General features: G+C 32.4%; 21 protein-coding genes and 1 rRNA gene. 16 read left to right on the top strand and 6 right to left on the bottom strand.

The annotated features are described in order from the left end of the window. The 3 genes from rrf to EV144_RS00015 form a co-directional block, all read left to right on the top strand. Window positions 1-79, top strand: a 5S ribosomal RNA gene (gene rrf / locus EV144_RS00005); the annotation flags it as partial. 160 nt (window positions 80-239) lie between these two features. After that, window positions 240-692, top strand: a complete 453-nt coding sequence (locus EV144_RS00010; RefSeq protein ID WP_134144940.1) for a DUF1569 domain-containing protein — start codon at window positions 240-242, stop codon at window positions 690-692. Between the two features lie 20 nt (window positions 693-712). After that, entirely contained in the window at window positions 713-1,147 is a 435-nt protein-coding gene (locus EV144_RS00015; RefSeq protein ID WP_134144941.1) for a nuclear transport factor 2 family protein, read from the top strand. A gap of 4 nt (window positions 1,148-1,151) precedes the next feature. Here the strand turns inward: EV144_RS00015 and EV144_RS00020 are convergent, their stop codons facing one another. After that, window positions 1,152-1,796, bottom strand: coding sequence for an endonuclease III domain-containing protein (locus EV144_RS00020; RefSeq protein WP_134144943.1), 645 nt, complete (start codon window positions 1,794-1,796; stop codon window positions 1,152-1,154). 44 nt (window positions 1,797-1,840) lie between these two features. Continuing rightward, window positions 1,841-2,707, bottom strand: a complete 867-nt coding sequence (locus EV144_RS00025) for an alpha/beta fold hydrolase (protein WP_134144945.1) — start codon at window positions 2,705-2,707, stop codon at window positions 1,841-1,843. Between the two features lie 139 nt (window positions 2,708-2,846). Here EV144_RS00025 and EV144_RS00030 point away from each other — a divergent pair, with 139 nt between their 5' ends. The 6 genes from EV144_RS00030 to EV144_RS00055 all read left to right on the top strand — a co-directional run bounded on the left by EV144_RS00030 (window position 2,847) and on the right by EV144_RS00055 (window position 12,483). Continuing rightward, the gene (locus EV144_RS00030; RefSeq protein ID WP_134144947.1) at window positions 2,847-4,274 is read left to right on the top strand and encodes a glycogen synthase; all 1,428 of its coding nucleotides are present in this window, start codon (window positions 2,847-2,849) and stop codon (window positions 4,272-4,274) included. Next, entirely contained in the window at window positions 4,264-5,544 is a 1,281-nt protein-coding gene (locus EV144_RS00035) for a glucose-1-phosphate adenylyltransferase (protein ID WP_134144949.1), read from the top strand. The genes EV144_RS00030 and EV144_RS00035 overlap by 11 nt, the downstream gene beginning before the upstream one ends. Before the next feature lie 63 nt (window positions 5,545-5,607). Further along, window positions 5,608-7,518: a 1,4-alpha-glucan branching protein GlgB gene (glgB, locus tag EV144_RS00040; RefSeq protein WP_134144951.1), complete on the top strand. Its 1,911-nt coding sequence runs from the start codon at window positions 5,608-5,610 to the stop codon at window positions 7,516-7,518. 195 nt (window positions 7,519-7,713) lie between these two features. Continuing rightward, window positions 7,714-10,113: a glycoside hydrolase family 31 protein gene (locus EV144_RS00045; RefSeq protein WP_134144953.1), complete on the top strand. Its 2,400-nt coding sequence runs from the start codon at window positions 7,714-7,716 to the stop codon at window positions 10,111-10,113. 85 nt (window positions 10,114-10,198) lie between these two features. Further along, entirely contained in the window at window positions 10,199-11,008 is an 810-nt protein-coding gene (locus EV144_RS00050) for a M48 family metallopeptidase (protein ID WP_134144955.1), read from the top strand. Window positions 11,009-11,157: 149 nt separating this feature from the next. Further along, window positions 11,158-12,483: an MFS transporter gene (locus EV144_RS00055; RefSeq protein ID WP_134144956.1), complete on the top strand. Its 1,326-nt coding sequence runs from the start codon at window positions 11,158-11,160 to the stop codon at window positions 12,481-12,483. A gap of 183 nt (window positions 12,484-12,666) precedes the next feature. On the opposite strand, the gene EV144_RS00060 is transcribed toward EV144_RS00055, so the two are convergent. Genes EV144_RS00060 through EV144_RS00075 form a run of 4 tightly spaced genes read right to left on the bottom strand, consistent with a single transcriptional unit; the run spans window position 12,667 to window position 15,542 of the window. Further along, on the bottom strand, window positions 12,667-13,392 hold the full coding sequence (locus EV144_RS00060) for a head GIN domain-containing protein (RefSeq protein ID WP_134144958.1): 726 nt from the start codon (window positions 13,390-13,392) through the stop codon (window positions 12,667-12,669). Between the two features lie 17 nt (window positions 13,393-13,409). Then, window positions 13,410-14,471, bottom strand: coding sequence for a hypothetical protein (locus EV144_RS00065; RefSeq protein WP_134144960.1), 1,062 nt, complete (start codon window positions 14,469-14,471; stop codon window positions 13,410-13,412). Beyond that, window positions 14,455-14,991 (bottom strand): anti-sigma factor, encoded by a 537-nt coding sequence (locus tag EV144_RS00070; protein ID WP_134144962.1) that lies wholly within the window; start codon window positions 14,989-14,991, stop codon window positions 14,455-14,457. Before EV144_RS00070 ends, EV144_RS00065 begins: the two co-directional genes overlap by 17 nt. Next, window positions 14,988-15,542, bottom strand: a complete 555-nt coding sequence (locus EV144_RS00075; RefSeq protein WP_134144964.1) for an RNA polymerase sigma factor — start codon at window positions 15,540-15,542, stop codon at window positions 14,988-14,990. Before EV144_RS00075 ends, EV144_RS00070 begins: the two co-directional genes overlap by 4 nt. A 384-nt stretch (window positions 15,543-15,926) precedes the next feature. On the opposite strand from EV144_RS00075, the gene lon reads away from it, so the two are divergent. The 7 genes from lon to rpsA all read left to right on the top strand — a co-directional run bounded on the left by lon (window position 15,927) and on the right by rpsA (window position 25,223). Then, window positions 15,927-18,380: an endopeptidase La gene (lon, locus tag EV144_RS00080; protein WP_134144966.1), complete on the top strand. Its 2,454-nt coding sequence runs from the start codon at window positions 15,927-15,929 to the stop codon at window positions 18,378-18,380. Between the two features lie 295 nt (window positions 18,381-18,675). Further along, window positions 18,676-19,695 (top strand): type IX secretion system protein PorQ, encoded by a 1,020-nt coding sequence (gene porQ / locus EV144_RS00085; protein ID WP_134144968.1) that lies wholly within the window; start codon window positions 18,676-18,678, stop codon window positions 19,693-19,695. A 5-nt stretch (window positions 19,696-19,700) separates the two neighbouring features. Further along, the gene (locus EV144_RS00090; protein ID WP_134144970.1) at window positions 19,701-20,303 is read left to right on the top strand and encodes a murein L,D-transpeptidase catalytic domain-containing protein; all 603 of its coding nucleotides are present in this window, start codon (window positions 19,701-19,703) and stop codon (window positions 20,301-20,303) included. A gap of 51 nt (window positions 20,304-20,354) precedes the next feature. Then, window positions 20,355-21,047 carry a (d)CMP kinase gene (gene cmk / locus EV144_RS00095; protein WP_134144971.1) on the top strand — a complete coding sequence of 231 codons (693 nt, stop codon included), beginning with the start codon at window positions 20,355-20,357 and terminating at the stop codon, window positions 21,045-21,047. Between the two features lie 68 nt (window positions 21,048-21,115). Continuing rightward, a complete protein-coding gene (locus EV144_RS00100) occupies window positions 21,116-22,492 on the top strand; it encodes a nucleoside permease (RefSeq protein WP_134144973.1) in 1,377 nt (458 codons plus the stop codon). A 92-nt stretch (window positions 22,493-22,584) separates the two neighbouring features. Beyond that, window positions 22,585-23,127, top strand: a complete 543-nt coding sequence (locus tag EV144_RS00105; protein ID WP_134144975.1) for a hypothetical protein — start codon at window positions 22,585-22,587, stop codon at window positions 23,125-23,127. A 317-nt stretch (window positions 23,128-23,444) separates the two neighbouring features. Continuing rightward, window positions 23,445-25,223 (top strand): 30S ribosomal protein S1, encoded by a 1,779-nt coding sequence (rpsA, locus tag EV144_RS00110; RefSeq protein WP_134144977.1) that lies wholly within the window; start codon window positions 23,445-23,447, stop codon window positions 25,221-25,223. Window positions 25,224-25,282 lie beyond the last annotated feature (59 nt).

The raw sequence follows: 25,282 nt of genomic DNA on the forward strand, positions 1-25,282 counted from the left end.
TCCCATCCCGAACAGAGTAGTTAAGCCCGCCTGCGCAGATGGTACTGCAGTATTGTGGGAGAGTATGTCGTCGCCTTTCTTTTGAAAAACCCTGTCCTAACCGGATAGGGTTTTTTGTTTTATATTGATTTTGGATAATTTGTGAAAAGTTATCATTTGTAATATATTACGGATTAATTATGGATTTAATTTTAAAATTTTAATACTTTTGTTTATCGTAATTTTGAATTTCCAAATAAATGAATAATATTTTTTTAAAAGAAGATTGTCAAACCATCATTAATCGAATAAATCAACTGAAACCTGATTCTGTCGCGTTATGGGGAAAGATGAGTGTTTCGCAAATGCTTGCACATTGTAGTGTATCTTATGAAATGGTTTACGAAGATATTCATAAGAAGCCAAATGGTTTTATGAAATTGATTTTAAAATCATTTGTAAAAAATAAAGTGGTTAGTGATAAACCTTATCCTAGAAACAATCCGACGGCTCCACAGTTTATTATAAAAGATGATCGTAATTTTGCTATTGAAAAATCAAGATTAATAAATTATATTATTAAAACTCAGGAATTAGGGGTAAATGAATTTGAAGGTAAAGAATCTCATTCGTTTGGAAAATTAACTGCCATAGAATGGAATAATATGTTTGCTAAACATTTAGATCATCATTTAAGTCAATTTGGCGTTTAATCTAATCTCTCAAATTTGCCATGAAACAAAATATAATTTTAATTTTTCTTTTTATCGGATTCTCAGCGACTGCTCAAAAACAAGATGTGCAGAAAGTTATTGAAGATTTCTTTATTGGATTTCATCAAAAAGATACAGTTAAACTACAATCTGTCTGCTCAGATAAAATTATTTTACAATCTATCAGTGAGAGTAAAGTAAAAGGAAATAAATTGTCTAATGAATCTAGAGCTGAATTTTATAAATCAATTTCATCGATTCCTTCAAATATGAAATTCAACGAAAAAATATTAAGTTATACTATTCAGATTGATGGTAGTATGGCTCATGTTTGGGCTCCGTATGAATTTTATATCAATGATAAACTAAGCCATTCAGGAGTAAATACTTTTACTTTATTCAAAGAAAAAGATAATTGGAAAATTATTTATCTAATTGATACACGAAGAAAATAGCTTTTTAAACAACGTGAGTTTTATAATATAGACAGTCATCTGCCATTAAGCAAATTTCGCATTTAGGTGTTGGTCTGCAGATTTCTCTTCCCAAAAAGGAAATAGCCATTCCGATTTCTGACCAGATGGATTTTGGAAGGACTTTCATAAGGTCTTTTTCAACTTTATTTCCGTCTTTAGCTTCTTTAATTATTCCCAGTCTTGGCGCTACTCGTATTACATGTAGATCTGCAATTATTCCTTCAGCCGGTTTACCTGTTTCTCTCAAAATAACATTGGCCGATTTTCTGCCAATTCCTTTTAATGCTGTCAGGCCTTCCATTGTAGATGGTATATTTTCATCTTTTTTAATGATTTGTGCTATTTCTAGCAGCCAATTTGCTTTGGTTGGATAATTTCTAACTTTACTTATATATGGAATAAATGTTTCAATATCTGTTTTTGATAGACTTTGAAGGGTAGGAAACTTTTCAAATAAAGCCGGAGCAATTTTATTTATATTAGCATCAGAATCTTGTGCAGACAAAACTACCATTACAAGTAGTTGGTAGGTATTGTGGTAATCTAAAGGATGTTTTTCACCTTTATATTTTTTTATAAGAGGTTTCAATTTTTCTCCCCAATCTGATGTTTCTTCAAATAAATCCATTGTATCTCTCTTTAATTTGATTAAAAAATGTAACTATTATAAAGTTAATTACTTTTTATAAAATCCAGGACTTTTTTAATAACATTTTGATTTCCAAGTATCTTTCTATGTCCTAGTTTATCTGTCAAAAATAAAGTTCCATTTTCTAAATGTTCGTGAATATGTATTCCTGCTTTTACAGCAACTTCGGGATCATCATTATCATGAATTACTAAAACGGGAGTTTTAATTTGCATTGCTGCTCTATACGCAGAATAATTATCCATTTTGGTTTGGTATTTGTTTTCAAAATAAGCACACAGAAGATTGCTCATTTTTGGTTTTAAACCCAATTTTGAAATAAAGTCATCTAAAATATCCTGCACAATATCACCACTGCCAATAATAACTGCTTTCTCTACTTTTAAACCATTTTTTATTGCATTTAAAACTGACATTCCCCCTAATGAATGTCCAATTGCAACATCAAAAGGACCGTATTGCTTTTCGATTTCCAGAATAGATTCTATAAAATCGGACATTATTGTAGTTCTACCTTCTGATTTTCCGTGAGCTGGAGCATCAAAACTTATGGTAGAATATCCGTTTTGTAAAAGTTCATCAGCAATTTTAAATAATTGAGTTCCTCTTCCAGACCAACCATGAACTAATAAAATCTTCCTTTCGCTTTTTCCATATTCATAGGTAATAATGCTTTTTTCTATTGCAGGAACGTACATTTTATTTTGGATGCTTTTACGATCCATTTCTAATTCTCTTTTAGGAACTTTATGTTTTATGGGAGTTGTAAAAAGTTTTGCAGCATATTTTGTAGCCAATTTAGTAGAAATAAAAGCGCATATTTTGCTGGATATTATAATAAAGCGTGGAATTTTTAAAGATTGAATAGGATTAGAAGTCTTTTTTGACATATTGATAAATTTTATTTCAAGTCCAAATTTCGTTTATTTTTTCCTAAATTTAAAGAACATAAAAGTAGTATAATTAATGACTGCTTACTGAAAAGAAGCGGTGATTTAATTTTAGTAAAATGTTTTATAAAATTCTATAATGGAAATATTTCATATTAGTGCAGAATGTTACCCTATGGCAAAAGTCGGTGGTTTGGCCGATGTGGTAGGAGCATTACCTAAATATCAAAATAAGGCTGGTCATAAAGTCCGGGTAGTTATACCGTGTTATGATACTAAATTTAAAAAAGAAAATGAATTTGAATGCGTTCATTGGGCCAATATCAAATTAGGAAACTTTGATTTTCCTTTTAGTATTTTAAAAGAAACTACCAATAAATTAGGATACGAATTGTATTTGGTTGAAATCAAAGAATTATTCGATCGTCCGAATATATATGGGTATGAAGATGATATTGAGCGATTTTTATCTTTTCAGATCGCAGCATTAGATTGGATTTCGGGTAGAGAAACTATTCCCGAAATTATAAACTGCCATGATCATCATACAGGTGTAATTCCGTTTATGATTAAATATGCTTATAAATATGAAAATTTAAGAAGCATTAAAACAGTGATTACCATTCATAATGGTTTATATCAAGGATGGTTTGGATTTGATAAATTACATTATCTGCCAGAATTTAATTTAATGCACGTTGGTTTTTTAGAATGGAATAATTCTATTAATTCATTAGCTGTTGGAGTTAAATGTGCTCAGGCAGTTACGACAGTTTCGCCTAGTTATTTAAATGAAATTAATATTGCAGCAAACGGTCTGGAAGATTTATTTAAATCTGTAAGAAATAAATCTAAAGGGATTTTAAACGGAATAGATATTGAAGTTTGGGATCCATCAAAAGACATAATGATTAATGAAAATTACTCCATTAAAGATTTTGAAGCTGGAAAACAAAAGAATAAAGAAAAACTGTGTGAGCAATTTGACTTAGATCCTTCAAAACCTTTATTTAGTTTTATTGGACGTTTGTTTGAAGAAAAAGGTGGTGATTTATTGCCTCAAGCTTCGGCTTTGGCTTTATCAGAGAATTTTGAAAATATAAATATCCTGATTTTAGGATCTGGAAATTCAGAAATAGAATCTCAATTGCTGCAATTGAGGAATGATTACAATGGCAATTACAACGTATTTATTGGTTATAATGAAGAATTAGCACATTTGATTTATGCAGGTTCAGATTTTATTTTGATGCCTTCTCGCGTTGAACCGTGCGGTTTAAACCAAATGTATGCACTGCGTTACGGAACGGTGCCGATTGTGAGAAGAACAGGCGGTTTGCGTGATACTGTGATTGATTTTGGTGATGATGGAAATGGGATTTGTCACGATCAGGCGTCTGTTGGAGATATTTGTTATTCTATAAATCGAGCTGTAAAATTATATGCCGACAAAATAAATTTCAATACTATTATTGAAAGAGGAATGAATACTGATCATTCCTGGGAAAGAGTATGTGAGGAATACATAGAGATATACAACTTAATAATTCAGAAAAATGAAGTTTAAAAAGAAAAATGTAGTTGCGATTATTTTAGGAGGCGGGCAAGGATCACGCTTGTTCCCATTAACAGAAACAAGATCTAAACCAGCTGTGCCAATTGGAGGAAAATACAGATTGGTAGATATTCCGATTTCAAATTGTATCAATTCAGATATTTTTAAAATATTTGTATTAACGCAGTTTAATTCTGCGTCTTTAAATGCGCACATCAAAAACACTTTTAATTTTAGTATTTTCAGTCAGTCATTTGTCGATATTTTGGCGGCTGAGCAAACTCCCGATAATCCAACTTGGTTTCAGGGAACTGCAGATGCTGTTCGCCAATGTATGGCGCATTTTCAAAAACACGATTTTGATCATGCTTTAATTTTATCTGGAGATCAATTGTATCAAATGGATTTTAATGAAATGCTGGAAGCTCACATCGCAAGTAATGCAGAAATTTCGATCGCTACGTTGCCTGTAAATGCTAAAGATGCCCCGGAATTTGGAATCCTTAAAACGAATCATGAAAATTGTGTAGAAGCTTTTATAGAGAAACCAGATGCTTCGCTTTTACCTGAATGGGAATCTGAAGTAAGCGAAGAAATGCACGCAAAAGGTAAAAAATACCTGGCATCAATGGGAATTTATATCTTCAATAAAGGACTTTTAGAAGATCTAATGGCTGATCCTCATACTAAAGATTTCGGAAAAGAAATTATTCCTCATGCCGTTGGAAAACATAAAATATTAAGTTACCAATACGAAGGTTATTGGACAGATATCGGAAATATCGAATCTTTCTTTGAAGCTAATATTGGTTTAACGGCTGATATTCCGGAGTTTAATTTGTTTGATAATGACAACAAAATCTTTACACGTCCGAGATTATTACCGCCATCAAAATTTAGAAATTCGATTATCAATCAATCTTTAATTTCTGAAGGTTGTATTATTAATGCTAAAGAAATTAAAAGTTCTGTGATTGGTATTCGTTCCCGAATTGGAGAAGGAACTATTTTAGAAAATTGTTATGTAATGGGGAACGATTTTTATCAGGATCTTGACGAATTGCATGAGGATACTCATAATAATAAAATTCATGTTGGTATCGGAGAAAATTGTTTTATAAAAAATGTTTTGGTCGATAAAAACGTGCGTATTGGAAACAATGTTCACATTAATGGCGGTAAGCATTTAGACAATTTTACAAATGAATTATACACGATAAAAGACGGAATTGTTGTCATTAAAAAAGGAGTTGTCCTTTCGGATAATTTTAGAATAGAATAACATTTAAAATTCCAATATAAAAAATCCAAATTCCAAATTTCACCATTGCCTTAAAAACCAAATATGAATAAAGTTATTACGCATTCTCTTTTTACTGATTTTGATATTGATTTATTCAAAGCTGGGAAACATTTTAAATTGTATGAAAAGCTTGGTGCACATTTAATTGAAGTAAATGGAGTAAAAGGTGTTTATTTTGCGGTTTGGGCTCCAACAGCGGCTTCTGTTTCGGTTGTTGGTGATTTTAATTATTGGACACAAAACGAACATCAATTGCAGGTAAGATGGGATTCTTCTGGAATTTGGGAAGGTTTTATTCCTGAAATTGAAAAAGGAGCACTTTATAAATATAAAATTGAGTCGAATATTGATGGAATAGTAACCGAAAAAGCAGATCCTTTTGCTTTGTATTGCGAAAAACCGCCACATACCGCTTCTGTTGTCTGGGATTTAAATCATGATTGGAAAGATGAAAAATGGATGCAATCACGCAAGGAAAGCAACCGTTTAGACAAACCGTATTCAGTTTACGAAATACATTTGGGTTCCTGGAAACGCGGCGATCATAACCGATTTTTGACTTATCTGGAACTTGCCGACGATTTAGTTAAATATGTAAAAGAAACTGGTTTTACGCATGTTGAATTTATGCCAATTATGGAATATCCTTATGATCCTTCTTGGGGTTATCAACTAACAGGATATTTTGCGCCGACTTCCAGATTTGGGAAACCACAGGATTTTATGGTTTTGGTTGATAAATTACATCAGGCTGGAATTGGAGTTATTCTAGATTGGGTACCGTCGCATTTTCCTGATGATGCGCATGGTTTAGGTTTCTTTGACGGATCACATTTATACGAACATCCAGATCGCAGAAAAGGCTATCATCCGGATTGGAAAAGTTTGGTTTTTAATTACGGACGAAATGAAGTTCGTGCTTTTTTGATTAGTAATGCCGTTTTTTGGTTGCAAAATTATCATGCCGACGGATTACGTGTTGATGCCGTAGCGTCAATGTTATATCTTGATTATTCAAGAGAAGAAGGCGAGTGGGAACCTAATATTTATGGAGGAAGAGAAAATCTGGACACGATTAGTTTTCTTAAAGAATTTAATGAAGTAATCTATGCTAATTTTGATGGAGTTCAGACCATTGCAGAAGAAAGCACTTCTTTTCCGATGGTTTCAAGACCAACTTTTACAGGTGGTTTAGGATTTGGAATGAAATGGATGATGGGATGGATGCACGATACTTTAAAATACTTTCAGAAGGAAACGGTATATAGAAAATATCATCAGAACGAGTTGACTTTTTCTATGACGTATGCTTTTACGGAGAATTTTATGCTCCCGTTTTCGCATGATGAAGTGGTTTACGGAAAAAAATCTATTGCCAATAAAATGCCGGGTGATGAATGGCAGAAATTTGCCAATTTACGTTTATTATATGGCTATATGTTTACACATCCCGGAACTAAATTATTGTTTATGGGTTCTGAATTTGGTCAAAGCGGCGAATGGAATTTTGAAAATAGTTTAGACTGGCATTTACTTCAATATGATTATCATTCGGGAATAAAAAATGTAATTACAGATTTAAATCAATTGTATAAATCGCAGCCGGCATTGTACGAAAAACAGTTTAGCGGAGAAGGTTTTGAATGGATTAATTATTCCGATCACCAAAATGCGGTTTTGTCGTACATCCGTAAAGGAAATAATGCAAAAGAAAATTTAATTATTGTCTGCAATTTCACTCAAGTGGTACGAGAAAATTATAGAATCGGAATTCCGGTTAAAGGTACATTAGAAGAAGTTTTTAATAGTGACTCTAAATCTTATGGCGGAAGTGGTATTAAAAATTCTAATGTTTTAAAAACGGAATCTGTGCCGTATGACGGAAGAGATTTTTCAATAGAATTAATTTTGCCTCCATTAAGTGTAGTCGTTTATTCGATATCAGAAAAATAAGATATTCTTTTTGGGCCTTAAGATTTTATCATTTTTGAGCTTTAAAATTGATGAATTATTGATTTTTGTATTCGTAATTTAAAACTCATATAGAAAAAACGTTTTCGTTAATAAACCTTTTATTCATAGGACGTTACTAAGTTTTTTTATATGTTTGAAATAGCATTACGTTAGTATAATTAATTCATTAGTATTATGATTACAAATACATCATTAGAATATAAAGGCGATTTATATCCATCTAGAATTGTTTCTTTTGATCATCAGGGAGATTCTATTTCTTTTCATACCGATAATAAAGTAATCTTAAAAGTTACTGTTTTAAGAGATAGTTTAATTCGATTTCGTTTTACAACTAAAGTGTATTTTAGTAACGACTTTTCGTATGCTATCGATAAAACGCAGCTTCATGGTTATAATTTTTTAGAATTAACCGAAGAAGAAACGTATTTTCAAATCCAGACCAGTAAAGTAAAATGTAAAATTCAAAAAGCAGATTTGCGTTTGTCTATTTACGATTTAAACGATTTTCTTGTTTTAGAAGACGAACTTGGTTTTCATTGGGAAGAAAGTTATGAATATGGCGGAAACATCGTAAAAATGAGCAAATCTTCTAAAGACGGAGAATGTTTTTACGGTCTTGGCGACAAAGCCACTCAAATGAATTTAAAAGGCAAAAGAGTCGAGAATTTTGCCACAGATCAATATGCTTATCAAAAAGATCAGGATCCTTTGTATAAAGTGGTTCCGTTTTATATTGGTTTGCAAAACAAACAATCTTACGGTATTTTCTTTGATAATACTTTTAGAACCTTTTTTGATTTTTGTCAGGAAAGAAGAAATGTTACGAGTTTTTGGGCAGAAGGTGGTGAGATGAATTATTATTTCATTTATGGCCCGCAGATGCAGGATGTTGTAACAACTTATACAGATTTAACAGGTAAACCAGAATTACCGCCGCTTTGGGTTTTAGGATATCACCAATGTAAATGGAGTTATTATCCGGAAAGCAAAGTAAAAGAAATCACTTCAAAATTTAGAGAACTAAAAATTCCGTGCGATGCCATTTATCTGGACATTGATTATATGGAAGGTTTTCGATGTTTTACCTGGAGCAAAGATTATTTTCCAGATCCAAAACGAATGGTTGCAGAGCTGGCAGAAGATGGTTTTAAAACCATTGTAATCATCGATCCGGGAATTAAAATTGACAAAGATTATTGGGTTTATAAAGAAGGTTTAGAAAAAGATTATTTCTGCAAAAGAGCCGACGGACCTTATATGAAAGGAAAAGTTTGGCCGGGAGAATGTAATTTTCCAGATTATACAAATCCCGCAGTTAGAGAATGGTGGGCAGGATTATTTAAAGAATTAATTTCAGATATTGGTGTAAAAGGTGTTTGGAATGATATGAACGAACCTGCTGTTATGGAAGTTCCAAATAAAACTTTCCCAATGGATGTTCGCCACGTTTACGACGGAAATCCTTGCAGCCACAGAAAAGCACATAATATTTACGGTACTCAAATGGCACGTGCTACTTATCACGGTGTAAAACGATTTGCATACCCGAAAAGACCTTTTGTAATTACAAGATCAGCTTATTCTGGAGCACAGCGTTATACGTCGTCGTGGACAGGCGATAACGTAGCCACTTGGGAACATTTGTGGATTGCCAATATTCAGGTACAGCGCATGTCTATTTCAGGAATGGGTTTTACAGGTTCTGATATTGGAGGTTTTGCAGAACAGCCAACTGGAGAATTATACGCGCGTTGGATTCAGCTTGGCGTTTTTCATCCTTTCTGCAGAACACATTCATCTGGAGATCACGGAAATCAGGAACCTTGGGCTTTTGATGAAGAAGTGATCAATATTACAAGAAAATTTGTGAGCCTTCGATATCAATTACTTCCGTATTTATATACGATGTTTTGGCAGTATATAGAAGAAGGAGTTCCGATGCTGAAACCGTTGGTTTATTATGACCAAGACGATACGCAGACACATTATAGAAATGATGAATTTATCTTTGGAAATCAAATATTAGTATGTCCGATTCTTGAACCTAATGCTGTAGGTAGACGTATGTATATACCAAGAGGTGAATGGTATAACTATTGGACAAATGAGTTTGCAATAGGAGGAAAAGAAGTTTGGATTGATACTAAATTTGATGAAATTCCGGTTTTTGTAAAAGCAGGAGCTGTGATTCCAAAATATCCCGTACAGCAATATGTTGGCGAATTAGAATTTGATGAATTAACCCTTGATTTATACTTCAAAAACGGGAAAGAGAAATCTGTTGTTTATGAAGATGCACAAGACGGCTATGATTACAAAAAAGGACGTTATAGTTTCTTATCTTTTAGAACTATCGGGAAAGAAAAAGAACTGATTGTACAATTGCATAAAGAAGGGAAATACGATACAAATTATAGTAAATACAAAATCAATTTGATTGGTCTTCCTTTTAAAGTTGCCGAAATTGAAATTGATAATGAGAAAATCGAATTTGATAAAACAGCCTTTGAATTAAACCATTTTTTAATTGTAGATAAAGAATTTAATGAGCTTCATATTATTGGAGAATAGTCTAATTCTGATACTTTTTTGCCGAATTGTATAAATTGATATTTTAGAATAATTATTATTTTTGTGTTATAAAAAACTAAAAATTATGAAAAAATATTTGCTTTTAGGAATCTTCAGTGCTCTTGTAGTGGCTTGTGCAACCAACCCAATTACAGGAAAGCAGAATCTGAATTTTGTTTCAAACAGCGAATTATTTCCAACTTCATTTCAACAATACAGCACGTTTTTAACTGAAAATAAAGTTATTACAGGAACAGCTGATGCAAAAAGAGTTGAACTGGTAGGTTCGAGAATTAAAGCCGCTGCAGAAAAATATCTTATTTATTTAGGTCAGTCACAATATCTAAAAGATTATCGTTGGGAATATAAATTGGTTGAAAACAAAGAAGTAAACGCATGGTGTCTTCCGGGTGGAAAAATCGTGGTTTATTCGGGTATTTTACCGGTAACACAAAACGAATCAGGCTTAGCGACAGTAATGGGACACGAAGTTTCGCACGCATTAGCCAATCACGGTGCGCAAAGAATGAGTGCAGCACAATTGCAAGAAATTGGCGGACAGGTTTTAGGCGCAGCAACAAGTGGTAAATCAGCACAGACGCAAGCGATCTTTTCTCAGGCTTATGGTATGGGAACAGAAGTAGGAGTGATGCTGCCTTTTAGCAGAAGCAACGAAACAGAAGCAGACAAAATAGGATTGACACTTATGGCGATTGCCGGTTACAATCCAGATGATGCTGTAACTTTTTGGAGCAGAATGGCTGCAAACTCAGGAGCAGCAGGAACACCAGAATTTATGAGCACACACCCGTCTGATGCAACAAGAATTGCTAATTTAAAAGCATTAATTCCAGAAGCAAAAGCAACAGCGCTTAAAGTTGGCGTTGTTAGATAAAATCAAAATACAATTAGACATAAAAGATCAAAGCTATTCTATAAAAAGAGTAGCTTTTTTTTTGAAAAAAAATAGCGTTCTTAACGCTCAAATAATCAATTCTTAATAAAAAAGAGATAAATTCGCATTCAATTAACAAAACCATTTCTATGAAAAACCTACAAAAAGGAGATAAAAAACTGCTAAACGCCTGGGCATTTTACGATTGGGCCAATTCAGTTTATACACTTACCATTGCTTCGGCAGTATTTCCAATTTTTTACGAAGCGCTATTTTCAGAACGTGATCATTATATTGATGTTTTTGGAATGCACTTAAAAAATTCAGCTTTAATAAGTTTCATTACAGCTTTTGCTTTTTTGGTTGTTTCTTTTATTTCTCCTTTTTTATCTGGAATTGCAGATTATGTAGGGAATAAAAAGGCTTTTATGAAGTTCTTTTGTTATTTGGGAGCTTTATCTTGTATGGGATTGTATTGGTTTGATCTCGATAATATTTATCCGGGTTTACTTTTTTATTTTCTTGGATTAATTGGATTTTGGGGAAGTTTAGTTTTCTATAATTCGTATCTGCCAGACATTGCTTTTCCAGAGCAGCAAGATAAAATTAGTGCCAAAGGATATTCTTTAGGATATATTGGAAGCGTTATTTTATTGATTATCAATCTGGCAATGATCATGAAACCAAAACTTTTTGGAATCACAGGAACAGACGGAGAAGCGGCAATGAAAGCCATGCGATATTCTTTTGTAATGGTAGGAGTTTGGTGGATTTTATTCAGCCAATATACTTATTATTATCTGCCAAAAGGAAGTAAAGAAACAACACAAAAATTAACCAAAAGTGTTTTCTTTAATGGTTTTAAAGAATTAAAGAAAGTTTGGGCTTTATTAAAAGAAAACATTCCATTAAAACGTTACTTAGGAGGTTTCTTTGTTTATAGCATGGCAGTACAGACTGTAATGCTTGTAGCTACTTATTTTGGAGCTCAGGAAATTCAGTGGTCATCAAAAGAAGAAAGTACCATAGGTTTAATTATTTGTATTTTATTAATACAGCTTGTAGCAGTTTTAGGTGCTGTTTTAACGTCTAGAGCTTCAGATAAATGGGGAAATATTCCAACTTTAATTGTAATTAATATTATCTGGGCCGTGTTTTGTGCACTTGCTTATTTTATCACTTTACCAATGCATTTTTATGCAATGGCAACAATGGCAGGACTTGTAATGGGCGGAATTCAGGCTTTATCACGATCAACCTATTCCAAATTATTACCAGAAACAGAAGATACCGCTTCGTTTTTTAGTTTTTATGATGTTGCCGAAAAAATAGGAATCGTAATCGGAATGTGTGTTTACGGGATTATCGATCAAATTACAGGAAGTCCGCGCGCGGCAATTGTAATATTAGGAGCTTTCTTTGTAATAGCAATTTTTCTTTTAAGAAGAATACCAAAAAATGCGACTTCAAAATAAGAGCATTTTAAAATTATAAAAAAAACGTCACAAATTCTTCATTTAGAACTTGTGACGTTTTTTGATTTTAACCTTTTATATATTGATTGATGAATGAAACTCGATAATAAAAGAGAAATAATACTGTTCTTTTTTGAGTTTGATTTGATGAGTTTAAATCTTTTATTATCGAGCTTTTTAAAATTATGCTTTTGATATATTTCCAGATCCAGAAACCTTTACATCACGTTTCTCTGGGTTTCCATCATATTTAATATTTCCAGAGCCAGAAACTCTTGCTGTTAATTTTTCTGCACAGCTTACACGGCTGTTGCCAGAACCAGAAACATTTGCATCTACATTTTTAGATTTCAATTCGGTAGTATTAATATCGCCAGAGCCTGCAAGTTTAGTAATTAAGTTTGTTGTATTTCCTTTTAGTTTTACATTTCCAGAACCGCTTAAGCTAACTTCAACATCATTAGAATCAATATCTAATTTAAAGTTTCCTGAACCAGCTAATTTCACTGCAAACTTATCGTTCTTAATTTTATCTTTAGTAATAATATCGCCAGAACCAGCAAGGCTTACAGCATTTATTTTTTCAAAAGGAATTGTGATTTCAATTTTATGACCAATGCTTTTTCTAATTTGCGTTCCTTTTTCAACATATATTTTCAAAGTATTTTCTTCAACTTCCACTTTTATAGCAGAAACTAAATTTTCTTCCCCTTTTATAGTAATGTTTCCTTCTTTTCCTGCGACTAAATTAACATCAAAAGAACCTCCGATTTTTATAGCATCGTAATCGCCTGTTTTTCTGTTTTCTGTAACTGTTTTACCGTTTCCGGAAATTTTATTCGATTGTGCATTTGTTGTAAAAACAACTAAAAACACACCGTAAACTGCTAATTGAATTAATTTTTTCATTGCTTTATTTTTTTAGATTATTGTTTTTTGGTTAAAGTTACGTTTCCGTAAGTAGAAGTAATTTGCACTTTATTCTGACCTTTTTTCTTATGATAACCGTTGATGTTTTTAGAATTATTTTTGGTTTCTGTAGTCGTAATTTCTAAATCTTCACTGTTTCTGATATTAGAATATTTTGTAGAAATATTAAAATCAAAAGCATAATTGGTGTTGTAACCCACAGAAACATCGGTATATCCTGAATTGATATTTACATTTCCGCCATTTCCGGTTATGGTGCCAATATTTACTTTGCTGTAATTGGTATTAATATTTATGTTATCTGAAATTTCGCCAATAGCAATAGTCAAATAATTTCCGGAACCGTTGAACGAATTAATTTTCTGAAATTTTAAATTTCCATAATTACAGTCGTATTTAATGTTTTGTCCGTCAGAAACAATAACATCTGTATAGTTAGAATCCAAATTAATATTTCCCGAATCAGTAATTTTCAGACCAGAATATCTTGCCTCAATAGTACCGCTTTTAATATAATCGATAGTTGAATTTTGACAATATGCAATGGCAACGCGGTTACTAGAACCATTTAATTTTCCTAGTACAACTTTACCGTATTTACAAGTAATATCAGAAGTTCCTTCAATGTTTGCCACATTGATATTTCCGTATTTATTAAGGAGTTTTACCGATCCGTTTTTAGGAATTTTAATCACATAATTAATTTCAAAACTATTGGCTCTGGTATTGCTTTTCATAATAGAATTGCCAATTGTAGTTTCAGCCGAAACCATAGATTTAAGAGCCGTAATGTTTACGTCGATGCTGCTTAACTTTTCATCCACCCATTTCTCGTCTGCACCAGAAACTTTTATAGTAATGTCAAGATCAATTTTGTCTTCATCCCAGGTAGATATGGTTACGTTACCGTATTTATTATCAATATCAATTCCGGCATTCGAGTTTACGATATACGTTTTTTTAATGTTTTTTTGTTTTGAAATAAAAGTATCATCATTTGAAAACCCCAAAAAAGGAATCAAAAGAAGTAAGATTAGTATGCTATAATGTTTTTTCATGAGTGGTAGTGTTTTTTAAATTTTCATTTTCTTCAATGCGTTTCAAAACCGTCTGCAGAAAAGATATTCTGGTCTGCAGGTTGCTAATCATCGCATAAATAATCTGTTTGTTTTCGCCGTTTTTTTGCAGTTCGTTTATAATTTTTTGATAATCAGCATCAAAAACTTTCATTTGTTTTAATGCATCAGTAATAATCTGCTCATTTTCTGGCGAGCTTTTTTCTTTTAATTTTACTAATTCGTTATCGATCAAAATGTTGAAGATAGAATCAGTACGTTTGGTCTCTTTAGAAGCAAATTTGAATTCTTTAGGTTTATCTACTTTATAAAATAATGATATTCCCAGCATCAGTACAATAGACGCCGCAACGGCCGTCACAAACCAATACTTTTTCTTCGGTTCTTTTTTATTTAATTTGTTTAGAAAATCCAGCTGATGATCCGAATTTAATTCCTGTACATCCCACTGATTTTCAAATTTTTCAAATAATTGCTCTAAATTGTCATTCTCCTTTTTCATAAATCTTCTAATTTTTTTCTTAAACTTTCTTTAGCTCTGCTTAGTGTTGTACGACAGTTAGCATAACTGATATTCAAAATTTCGCAAATTTCCTCTTGATCGTAGCCTTCAATATAAAAGAGATTCAGCACCATTCTGTAATTGTCCTTAAGGCTTAAAATTGTATCTAATACTTGTTTCACTTTAAGTGAATTAAAATCGATACTTTCAGAAAAAAAACTGTCGTCTTCTTCTATTTTATAAAGAGTCTTACTCAGATCTTCGACTTGAAACTGGTTGTTTTTTTTATAAAAATCAATACTATAATTGACAATTATTTTTTTTAACCACGCTCCAAAAGCAACTTCCTGCCTGTAGTCGTTAATTTTTGTAAAAGCTTTCAGAAAACCTTCCTGCATGACGTCTTGTGCAAAATGTTCGTCCTTTACGATCCTGTACGCTACGTTATACATAGCTTTACAGTATCTGTTGTAAATTTCGAATTGTGCTTTTTGATTGTTCTCTTTACAAAGCGCTATTAATTCTTCGATATTTTGGCTGCTAATATTCAAGTAATGGTTGCTAGTTTATTATAATGACATTAGTTTTTTTAGATTGTTACACTTTTGATAAAATTAATTTTTATTTTTTTATAAAGCGTTATATAACATTCTGAATAAAAGGTATTTAATACAGAAAGTTTTTACATTAATAAATTGAAGATAATTTGCATTAAACATAAAATAGCAGCGTTAATCAGCGTTTTGGCACTCATGCAGATGTTTATACACAACATTTCAAAACGCTCTTTTTGCATTTGGCATAATGATTGTCTATTTTTACGATCTATCTTGTATATGATACACTTATGGCTGTTTAATCAAAAACAAACCAATCTAAGACTGTATTTACGGTTAGAATAAAATTTTTAATGACAAAACGACTTATATATTATTATGTCAAACCATAAAATACTTACAATTGACAATCTGTCACTTCAAGAATTTGATTCAGAAGCAGAATTAATTCCATTATTAACACCAGAAGACGAAGAAGAAATGAATAATGAAGAGTTACCGCTCTCATTACCAATTTTGCCTTTACGTAATACTGTATTATTTCCTGGAGTAGTAATTCCTATTTCTGCAGGAAGAGATAAGTCTATAAAGCTTATAAACGACGCCAATGCCGGAGGGAAGATTATTGGAGTAGTTTCTCAAATCAATGAAGAAGACGAAGATCCGTCTAAAGATGATATACATAAAATAGGTACAGTAGCAAGAATTCTGCGCGTTTTAAAAATGCCTGACGGAAATGTTACCGTAATTCTACAAGGTAAAAAACGTTTTGAAATTGATGAAGTAACTTCTGAAGAGCCGTATATTACAGCAACAATAAAAGAGGTTACCGAAGAACGTCCTGATGAAAACGATACTGAGTTTACAGCTATTCTAGATTCTGTAAAAGAATTGGCTATTCAGATTATAAAAGAAAGTCCAAACATTCCTTCTGAAGCAACATTTGCCATTAAAAACATTGAAAGCCAGTCGTTTTTAATCAATTTTGTTTCTTCTAATATGAATTTATCGGTAAAAGAAAAACAAGGACTTTTATCAATAAACGGACTAAAAGACAGAGCGCTGGAAACTTTACGTTATATGAACGTTGAGTTGCAGAAATTAGAATTGAAAAATGACATTCAGTCAAAAGTTCGTTTTGATTTAGACCAGCAGCAACGTGAATATTTCCTTCACCAGCAAATGAAAACCATTCAGGAAGAATTGGGAGGCGTTTCGCAAGAAGAGGAAATGGACGAAATGGGACAGAAAGCGAAAACCAAAAAATGGGACGAAAAAACGCAGAAACATTTCGAAAAAGAATTATCTAAAATGCGCAGAATGAACCCACAATCACCGGATTTTGGTATTCAGCGTAATTATTTAGAGTTATTTTTAGAATTGCCTTGGGGCGAATATTCTAAAGATAAATTTGATTTGAAACATGCTCAAAAAATATTAGACAAAGATCATTTCGGACTTGAAGAAGTGAAGAAAAGAATGGTAGAACATTTGGCAGTTTTAAAATTGCGAAATGATATGAAATCGCCAATTATATGTCTTACAGGACCTCCGGGAGTTGGTAAAACCTCTATTGGTCGTTCGGTAGCCGAAGCTCTAGGACGTGAATACGTGCGTATTTCGCTTGGTGGTTTACGTGACGAAGCTGAAATACGCGGACACAGAAAAACATACATAGGAGCAATGCCGGGAAGAATTATCCAAAGTTTAAAGAAAGCCGGAACTTCTAATCCTGTTTTTATTTTAGATGAAATTGATAAACTTTCAAGCGGCAACAGCGGTGATCCTTCTTCTGCATTATTAGAAGTTTTAGATCCAGAGCAAAACAGTTCTTTTTATGATAACTTCCTGGAAATGGGTTACGATTTATCTAAAGTAATGTTTATTGCAACGTCAAATAATATGGCAGCAATTCAGCCGGCATTACGTGACAGAATGGAAGTAATCAAAATGTCAGGTTATACAATTGAAGAAAAAGTTGAAATTGCAAAAAGACACCTTTTTCCAAAACAATTAGAAGCGCACGGACTTACTGCAAAAGATTTGACAATTGGTAAAAAACAATTAGAGAAAATTGTAGAAGGATATACACGCGAATCTGGTGTTCGTAATTTGGAAACTAAAATTGCTCAGGTTATTCGTAATGCAGCAAAAGCTGTAGCAATGGAGGAGGAATACAATAAAAAAGTTACCGACGAAGATATTATTACCGTATTAGGAGTGCCAAGATTAGAGCGCGATAAATACGAAAATAACGATGTTGCCGGTGTAGTTACAGGTTTAGCGTGGACAAGCGTTGGCGGTGATATTTTGTTTATAGAATCTTTAATCTCTGAAGGAAAAGGTTCTTTGACCATTACTGGAAATCTAGGAAATGTCATGAAAGAATCGGCTACAATTGCTTTAGAATACATCAAAGCAAATGCTAAAAAGTTGGGACTTCCAATAGAATTATTCCAAAAATACAATATCCATCTGCACGTTCCGGAAGGAGCAACGCCAAAAGACGGACCAAGTGCTGGTATAGCAATGCTAACGTCTTTAGTTTCTTTGTTAACGCAAAAGAAAGTAAAGAAAAGCTTAGCAATGACAGGAGAAATTACGCTTCGTGGTAAAGTTTTACCAGTTGGCGGTATTAAAGAAAAAATCCTAGCAGCAAAAAGAGCCAACATAAAAGAAATCATTTTATGCCACGAAAACAAAAGTGACATAGACGAAATTAAAGCTGAATATCTAGAAGGTTTGACATTTCATTATGTAAAAGAAATGAGCGAAGTTTTAACTTTAGCCTTAACAGATCAGAATGCTAAAAATGCTAAAGTTTTAAAATAAAATTTAAGATTAAATACCAATATTAGAAATTCCAAATTCCAAACTTGTTTTGGTCTTTGGAATTTTTTTTATCTCGTACTGATTGGAATTTACTTGAATTATTGGAATTTGGAATTTCAAAATTGGAATTTATCAAAGGTTGGAATTTGGAATTTTTAGCGGTTTTCAACGTAATTTGGAATTTGAAAAACAGTAATAGTTTCTGATTTACAGATAATTATAAATTTTATTTTATAAGTTATATAATTTTATCTTTGTATTTGCGTTATTCCCATATAGGAACGCCAAAAAACGAATGTTAAAACCCCTTGTTTTATTTTTCATGATACTAATTTGTTCGGTTTCTTTCGGGCAGGTTGGAGGGCGTTACACTTATCAGTTTTTAAATTTAACTACTTCACCAAGGCAGGCAGCGTTAGGCGGAGATATTATTACAATATATGACGAAGATGTTAATCAGGCCATGTCTAATCCCGCACTTATAAACGCGGATATGGACAATCATCTGGCTATGAATTACGGTAGTTATTATGGGGAAGCTTCTTATGGAACTGCATCCTACGCTTATACATACGACAGACACTTGCAGACTTTTTACGCTGGTGTAAGTTATGTAAATTATGGTTCTTTTGAAGGATATGACGAAAACGGGCAATCAACATCTGATTTTACAGGAAGCGAAGGCGCACTTACTTTGGGATATGCTTATAATGTGCCTTATACAGATTTGTTTATTGGTGTAAATGCAAAGTTAATAACTTCAACTTTAGAAACTTACAACTCTATAGGTGGCGCCATAGATTTAGGTTTTTTGTATTTAATTGAAGAAAACAATGTAAATTTGGGCCTTGTAATTCGTAACATAGGAACACAATTTACAACATACTCGGGAATAAAAGAAAATTTGCCATTTGAAATAGTAGCCGGAGTTTCGCAAGAATTAGAACACGTACCGCTTCGCTGGCATCTTTCGTTAGAAAACCTGCAGCAATGGAATATTTCTTTTTCGAATCCAGTTCGTGGAGGAACCAATATAGACGGTTCAACAAATGAAGAAAAAGTTTCATTTGTTAATAATGCTTTAAGGCACGTTGCTTTTGGAGTGGAACTTTTCCCGCAAAAGGCATTTAATTTAAGATTAGGTTACAATTTTAGAAGAGGAGAAGAATTGAGAGTTGAAGAACAGCGTAATTTTTCGGGAGTCTCATTAGGATTTGGTTTAAAAATGAATAAGTTAAAGTTTAATTATTCATATTCTAGATATACGTTAGCAGCAAATACAAGTCTTTTTGGTTTAACCTTAAATTTTCAATAATTTACATGAAAATATTCAATTTATTTTTGTTTGTTACTGTAGGGTTTTTAACGAGTGCAAAACTTTACTTTAAAGAAGAAACTGTAATGACCAGTCTAGAAATAGAAAGGATGAACAGCAAAGTAAGCGAAATAAAAAATATGATTAATATTGATCATAAATACAATACAAAAATCGCTTTTTTAGTAGATATGAAAGTACCTTCCGGAAAAAACCGGTTTTATGTTTATGATTTAGAAAACAACAAAATATTAGATCAAGGTCTTGTAGCGCATGGTTCTGGTTCAGAAACCGGAATAAAAGGAAATCTTAGATTTAGTAACACACCAAACTCAAACTGCACCGCATTAGGCAGATATGTTATTGGTAAAAACTATAAAGGTATCTTTGGAAAAGCTTATAGATTAACCGGTTTAGATGAAACCAATAATAATGCAGAAAAAAGAGCCATCGTTTTACATTCCTATTCAGCCGTGCCAGCAGATGAACAAGATTATTACATTAGTATGAGCCACGGATGTCCAATGGTAAGCGAAACATTCTTTAAAAGAATTGAAAAAATAATTGATAGTTCTAAGTCGAACATTATTTTAAATGTTTATTATTAGAATATTACAATTTAATAGAATAAAAATCACTACAATTTAAAATCACCCATTTTGGAAAAAATTACCATTGCTATCGACGGATTTTCATCAACAGGAAAAAGTACTTTAGCAAAACAATTAGCAAAAGAATTAGCCTATGTATATGTTGATACTGGAGCTATGTACCGTGCAGTTGCTTACTTTGCAATGCAAAATCAATTAATAGGAGCAGATTCTTTTGATAAAAAAGCCTTGATTGAAGCTTTACCAAAAATTCAGTTAGAATTTAAATTCAATGCCGATTTGGGTTTTGCCGATATGTATTTAAATGGTGAAAATGTTGAAAAACAAATCAGAACTATTGAAGTTTCGAACTTCGTAAGTAAAGTAGCAGAAGTTTCTGAAGTGCGTGCTAAATTAGTAGAGCAGCAACAAGAAATGGGTAAAAATAAAGCTATAGTTATGGATGGCAGGGATATAGGAACTGTTGTTTTTCCAAATGCCGAACTTAAAATATTCATGACTGCCAGTGCCGAAACCCGTGCACAAAGACGTTTTGATGAATTACAGCAAAAAGGGGATAATGTATCTTATGAAGACGTTTTGAAAAACGTTGTTGAGAGAGATCATATAGACACGCACCGTGAAGATTCTCCTTTGGTAATTGCAGATGACGCCATAGAAATTGATAATTCTTATTTGAGCAGAGAAGAACAATTCTCGGCAGTTTTAGAATTAGTGAATGAAGTTGTTAAAACGGTATAATTTTTTGTAGATATCATTTTTAATGGTAGTTTTACCACTTCATTTTTACTAAAGACAATTTCATTTATATGGGAATTAAAAACAGATTGATTTTAATGAGCTTTCTTCAATTTTTTGTTTGGGGAGCCTGGCTTATAACAATTGGAAATTATTGGTTTGGAACTAAAAACTGGGAAGGAACTCAGTTTGGTCTTGTTTTTGGAACCATGGGAATTGCCTCTTTATTCATGCCTACACTTACTGGTATTATTGCAGACCGATGGATTAATGCCGAAAAACTATATGGAGCACTTCATATACTTTATGCAATAGTTTTATTCAGTATTGCACATGTAACGACACCGGATAATTTTATATATGTAATGTTTGCTGCAATGTGCTGTTATATGCCAACAATTGCGTTAAGTAATTCTATTTCATATACTTCATTAAAATTAAATAATAAAAATATAGTAAAAGATTTTCCACCAATTCGTGTTTGGGGTACAATAGGTTTTATTGTTGCCATGTGGATTACCAATTTGAGTGGAAGTAAAGCAACTGAATATCAGTTTTATATTGCTGGTATTGGTGCTTTAATTTTAGGAATTTATGCTTTTACGCTTCCAAAATGCGTACCGCAGAAATTGATTAAAGAAAATGCAACTCTTGCAGAAACACTAGGTTTAGAATCATTTAAGTTATTTGGAACTTACAAAATGGCTTTGTTCTTTGTTTTCTCTATGTTTCTAGGAGGAGCTTTACAATTGACAAATGCTTACGGAGATGTATTTTTAGATGAATTTAAACATTTTCCAAAATATGCAGATTCTTTTGTAATTCAATATTCGACAATTATTATGTCGATTTCTCAAGTATCAGAAACCTTATTTATTTTGGCAATTCCATTTTTCTTAAGACGTTTCGGAATCAAACAAGTAATGCTTATCAGTATGCTGGCTTGGGTTTTACGTTTCGGATTATTTGCTTTTGGAGATCCTGTTGGAGGTTTATGGATGATTATTATGTCTTGTATCGTTTACGGAATGGCATTTGATTTCTTCAATATTTCAGGTTCATTATTCGTAGAAAGTAATACAGATTCTAAAATTCGTTCTTCTGCGCAAGGTTTATTTATGATGATGACTAATGGAGTAGGAGCAGTTTTGGGAAGTTTGACTTCTGGCTGGGCAATTGATCGTTTCTTTACAAAATCATTTCATAATACTACAGAGTTAGCAGGGTTTTTACAAACAGAATCAACAAATTCTAAAATGTTAGATTTTGTAAAAGGACAAGGAAATTCTATTTCAGCCAATGGAATTTTCAGCAATCCAATTATGATGAAAGACTGGCATACCATCTGGTTGTCTTTTGCGGCGTATGCATTAGTTATTGCAATTGCTTTTGCAGTTTTATTTAAACATAAACATGATCCGAAAGAGATTGAGAATTTGAGTCATTAAAAATATTATTTTGATATATCAAACCCGACAGGTTTTTAAAACCTGTCGGGTTTAGTTTTTAAAGAAAGTTTTAATTGGAAAATTTCATAATTATGATAAAATATATCAGGCAGGTTTTAATAATTCTAACTTTGTTTTCTTTTGTTATTGTTTATGCGCATAAGGATAGGATTGAAATACCTCAGAGCTTTGTTTTTACTTTAAAAAGTAAAGAAGTTATTCGTTTTAATTCTTCTGATTCAAAACTTGAAAAGTTTTGTGAAGATATTGTTAGTAAGAAGGTAGAGTTATCGGAAGTTCAGTTATATTACAAAACTGGTGAAGTTGTAACTGTTCAATCTGATGGAGTAAACTGGACATTATTAAAAATAACATTTAGAGGAAAAAGTTTGTATGTTCCTGAAAACAAAATAAAAAAGATTTCTGAAATTCACTTTTCAACTTTGAATTTATTTTGGTCTGGAGAAAGTAATGCATTTAACTCTCATTATTTATGTTTGAGATTTTATATAGGAACTAAGCGTTCATTTGATGTTTTTCCGAATTTAGAACTACATTTTGAAAATCGCAAATTTTCAAAAGCTGAAGTTTGGGTGCAAACAAGTGAAAATTCCAGACATGGAAAAGCTTTTTAGTTTTTAAAGATCTTTTGAAAACTAAAACTTCTAACTTCGATAGAAGTGGAAAACCTTTTATGTCGGGGTTTGTCATAAAAGATTGTAACGGATAGCGGGACAAAAGGCCTCGAAAAACCTGAAAATCTTCTGCTTCTGACCAATACTCGGATAATGATCTCAATTTGTTTTGTAAGTCCAAAAATTTGTAGTAATTTTGCAAACCTTTTGGCAGAGAAGAGTTTCCATTAGGAATCAACTATTTATGTAAAACAACTTCTGTTTTTTCTATCGCTTTATGAAACTCGAGAAAAACAGAATACAAATTTTTTATCAGCATGTCTGAACAATTAAAATCACAAGAAGAGTTTTTAGCAAATTTTAACTGGCATAACTTCCAAGAAGGAATTGATGCAGTAGATGAGAAAAACTTATTAGAGTTTGAAGAACTAGTATCAAAAACTTTCATCGCTACAGATCAAGAAGAAGTAGTTGAAGGAGTTGTTGTTAGAATTACAGATAGAGACGTTATCGTTGATATCAATGCTAAATCTGAAGGTGTTATTTCTTTAAACGAATTCCGTTACAACCCAAACTTAAAAGTAGGTGACAAAGTAGAAGTATTAATCGACATCCGTGAGGACAAAACAGGTCAATTAGTATTATCTCACAGAAAAGCACGTACTATCAAATCTTGGGATAGAGTTATTGCAGCTAATGAAACTGGAGAAATCGTTAACGGTTTTGTTAAATGTAGAACTAAAGGAGGTATGATCGTTGACGTATTCGGTATCGAGGCGTTCTTACCAGGATCTCAAATTGACGTTAAGCCAATTAGAGACTACGATGTATATGTAAACAAAATGATGGAATTCAAAGTGGTAAAAATCAACCACGAATTCAAAAACGTTGTTGTATCTCACAAAGCGCTTATCGAGGCTGATATTGAAGTACAGAAAAAAGAAATCATCGGTCAATTACAAAAAGGACAAGTATTAGAAGGTGTTGTTAAAAACATTACTTCTTATGGTGTGTTCATTGACTTAGGTGGTGTTGACGGATTAATTCACATTACTGACCTTTCTTGGAGTAGAATCAACCACCCAAGTGAAGTTCTTGAATTAGACCAAAAATTAAACGTTGTAATCCTTGATTTCGATGATGAGAAAACAAGAATTCAATTAGGATTGAAACAATTAAACGCTCACCCATGGGATGCTTTAGATGCTAATTTAACAATTGGTGATAAAGTAAAAGGTAAAGTAGTTGTAATCGCTGATTACGGTGCATTTATCGAAGTTGCTGAAGGTGTTGAAGGTTTAATCCACGTTTCTGAAATGTCATGGTCAACTCATTTACGTTCTGCACAAGATTTCGTAAAAGTTGGAGATGTTGTTGAAGCTGTTATCTTAACTTTAGATAGAGATGACCGTAAAATGTCATTAGGTATCAAACAATTGACTCAAGATCCATGGACTGACATTACTTCTAAATACCCAGTAGGTTCTAAACATACAGGTATCGTTAGAAACTTTACAAACTTTGGTATTTTCGTAGAATTAGAAGAAGGAATTGATGGATTAATCTACATTTCTGACCTTTCTTGGACTAAGAAAATCAAACACCCATCTGAATTTGTAAATGTTGGTGAAAAACTTGATGTAGTTGTATTAGAATTAGATGTTGAAGGACGTAAATTATCTTTAGGTCACAAACAAACTACTGCTAATCCTTGGGATCAATACGAAGATTCTTTCGCTGTAGGAACTATCCACAATGGTGAAATTTCTGAAATCGTTGACAAAGGAGCTACTGTAGAATTCGGAGATGATATCGTTGCTTTCATTCCTACTCGTCACCTTGAAAAAGAAGACGGAAAGAAATTGAAAAAAGGTGATTCTGCTGATTTCAAAGTAATCGAATTCAACAAAGAATTCAAAAGAGTAGTTGCTTCTCACACTGCTATCTTCCGTGAAGAAGAAGAGAAAAACGTGAAAGCTGCAACTGAAAATACTTCATCTAACTCTACTACTAATGCACCAGCTGCAACTTTAGGAGATAACAATGATGTATTAGCTGCATTAAAAGCTAAAATGGAAAAAACTGAGAAAAAATAATTCTTAGTTTCCTCTAAATAGAAAGTCCCACAGTAATGTGGGGCTTTTTTTTTTTATTT

Origin of the sequence: Flavobacterium sp. 270, from assembly GCF_004368785.1 — a bacterium.
Taxonomy (GTDB): Bacteria; Bacteroidota; Bacteroidia; order Flavobacteriales; family Flavobacteriaceae; genus Flavobacterium.

Bases quoted from the DNA above. Each gene is read 5' to 3' on its own strand.
- EV144_RS00010 (WP_134144940.1), top strand. From the start codon at position 240: ATGAATAATATTTTTTTAAAAGAAGATTGTCAAACCATCATTAATCGA.
- EV144_RS00015 (WP_134144941.1), top strand. From the start codon at position 713: ATGAAACAAAATATAATTTTAATTTTTCTTTTTATCGGATTCTCAGCG.
- EV144_RS00020 (WP_134144943.1), bottom strand. From the start codon at position 1,796: ATGGATTTATTTGAAGAAACATCAGATTGGGGAGAAAAATTGAAACCT.
- EV144_RS00025 (WP_134144945.1), bottom strand. From the start codon at position 2,707: ATGTCAAAAAAGACTTCTAATCCTATTCAATCTTTAAAAATTCCACGC.
- EV144_RS00030 (WP_134144947.1), top strand. From the start codon at position 2,847: ATGGAAATATTTCATATTAGTGCAGAATGTTACCCTATGGCAAAAGTC.
- EV144_RS00035 (WP_134144949.1), top strand. From the start codon at position 4,264: ATGAAGTTTAAAAAGAAAAATGTAGTTGCGATTATTTTAGGAGGCGGG.
- glgB (WP_134144951.1), top strand. From the start codon at position 5,608: ATGAATAAAGTTATTACGCATTCTCTTTTTACTGATTTTGATATTGAT.
- EV144_RS00045 (WP_134144953.1), top strand. From the start codon at position 7,714: ATGATTACAAATACATCATTAGAATATAAAGGCGATTTATATCCATCT.
- EV144_RS00050 (WP_134144955.1), top strand. From the start codon at position 10,199: ATGAAAAAATATTTGCTTTTAGGAATCTTCAGTGCTCTTGTAGTGGCT.
- EV144_RS00055 (WP_134144956.1), top strand. From the start codon at position 11,158: ATGAAAAACCTACAAAAAGGAGATAAAAAACTGCTAAACGCCTGGGCA.
- EV144_RS00060 (WP_134144958.1), bottom strand. From the start codon at position 13,392: ATGAAAAAATTAATTCAATTAGCAGTTTACGGTGTGTTTTTAGTTGTT.
- EV144_RS00065 (WP_134144960.1), bottom strand. From the start codon at position 14,471: ATGAAAAAACATTATAGCATACTAATCTTACTTCTTTTGATTCCTTTT.
- EV144_RS00070 (WP_134144962.1), bottom strand. From the start codon at position 14,991: ATGAAAAAGGAGAATGACAATTTAGAGCAATTATTTGAAAAATTTGAA.
- lon (WP_134144966.1), top strand. From the start codon at position 15,927: ATGTCAAACCATAAAATACTTACAATTGACAATCTGTCACTTCAAGAA.
- porQ (WP_134144968.1), top strand. From the start codon at position 18,676: ATGTTAAAACCCCTTGTTTTATTTTTCATGATACTAATTTGTTCGGTT.
- EV144_RS00090 (WP_134144970.1), top strand. From the start codon at position 19,701: ATGAAAATATTCAATTTATTTTTGTTTGTTACTGTAGGGTTTTTAACG.
- EV144_RS00100 (WP_134144973.1), top strand. From the start codon at position 21,116: ATGGGAATTAAAAACAGATTGATTTTAATGAGCTTTCTTCAATTTTTT.
- EV144_RS00105 (WP_134144975.1), top strand. From the start codon at position 22,585: ATGATAAAATATATCAGGCAGGTTTTAATAATTCTAACTTTGTTTTCT.
- rpsA (WP_134144977.1), top strand. From the start codon at position 23,445: ATGTCTGAACAATTAAAATCACAAGAAGAGTTTTTAGCAAATTTTAAC.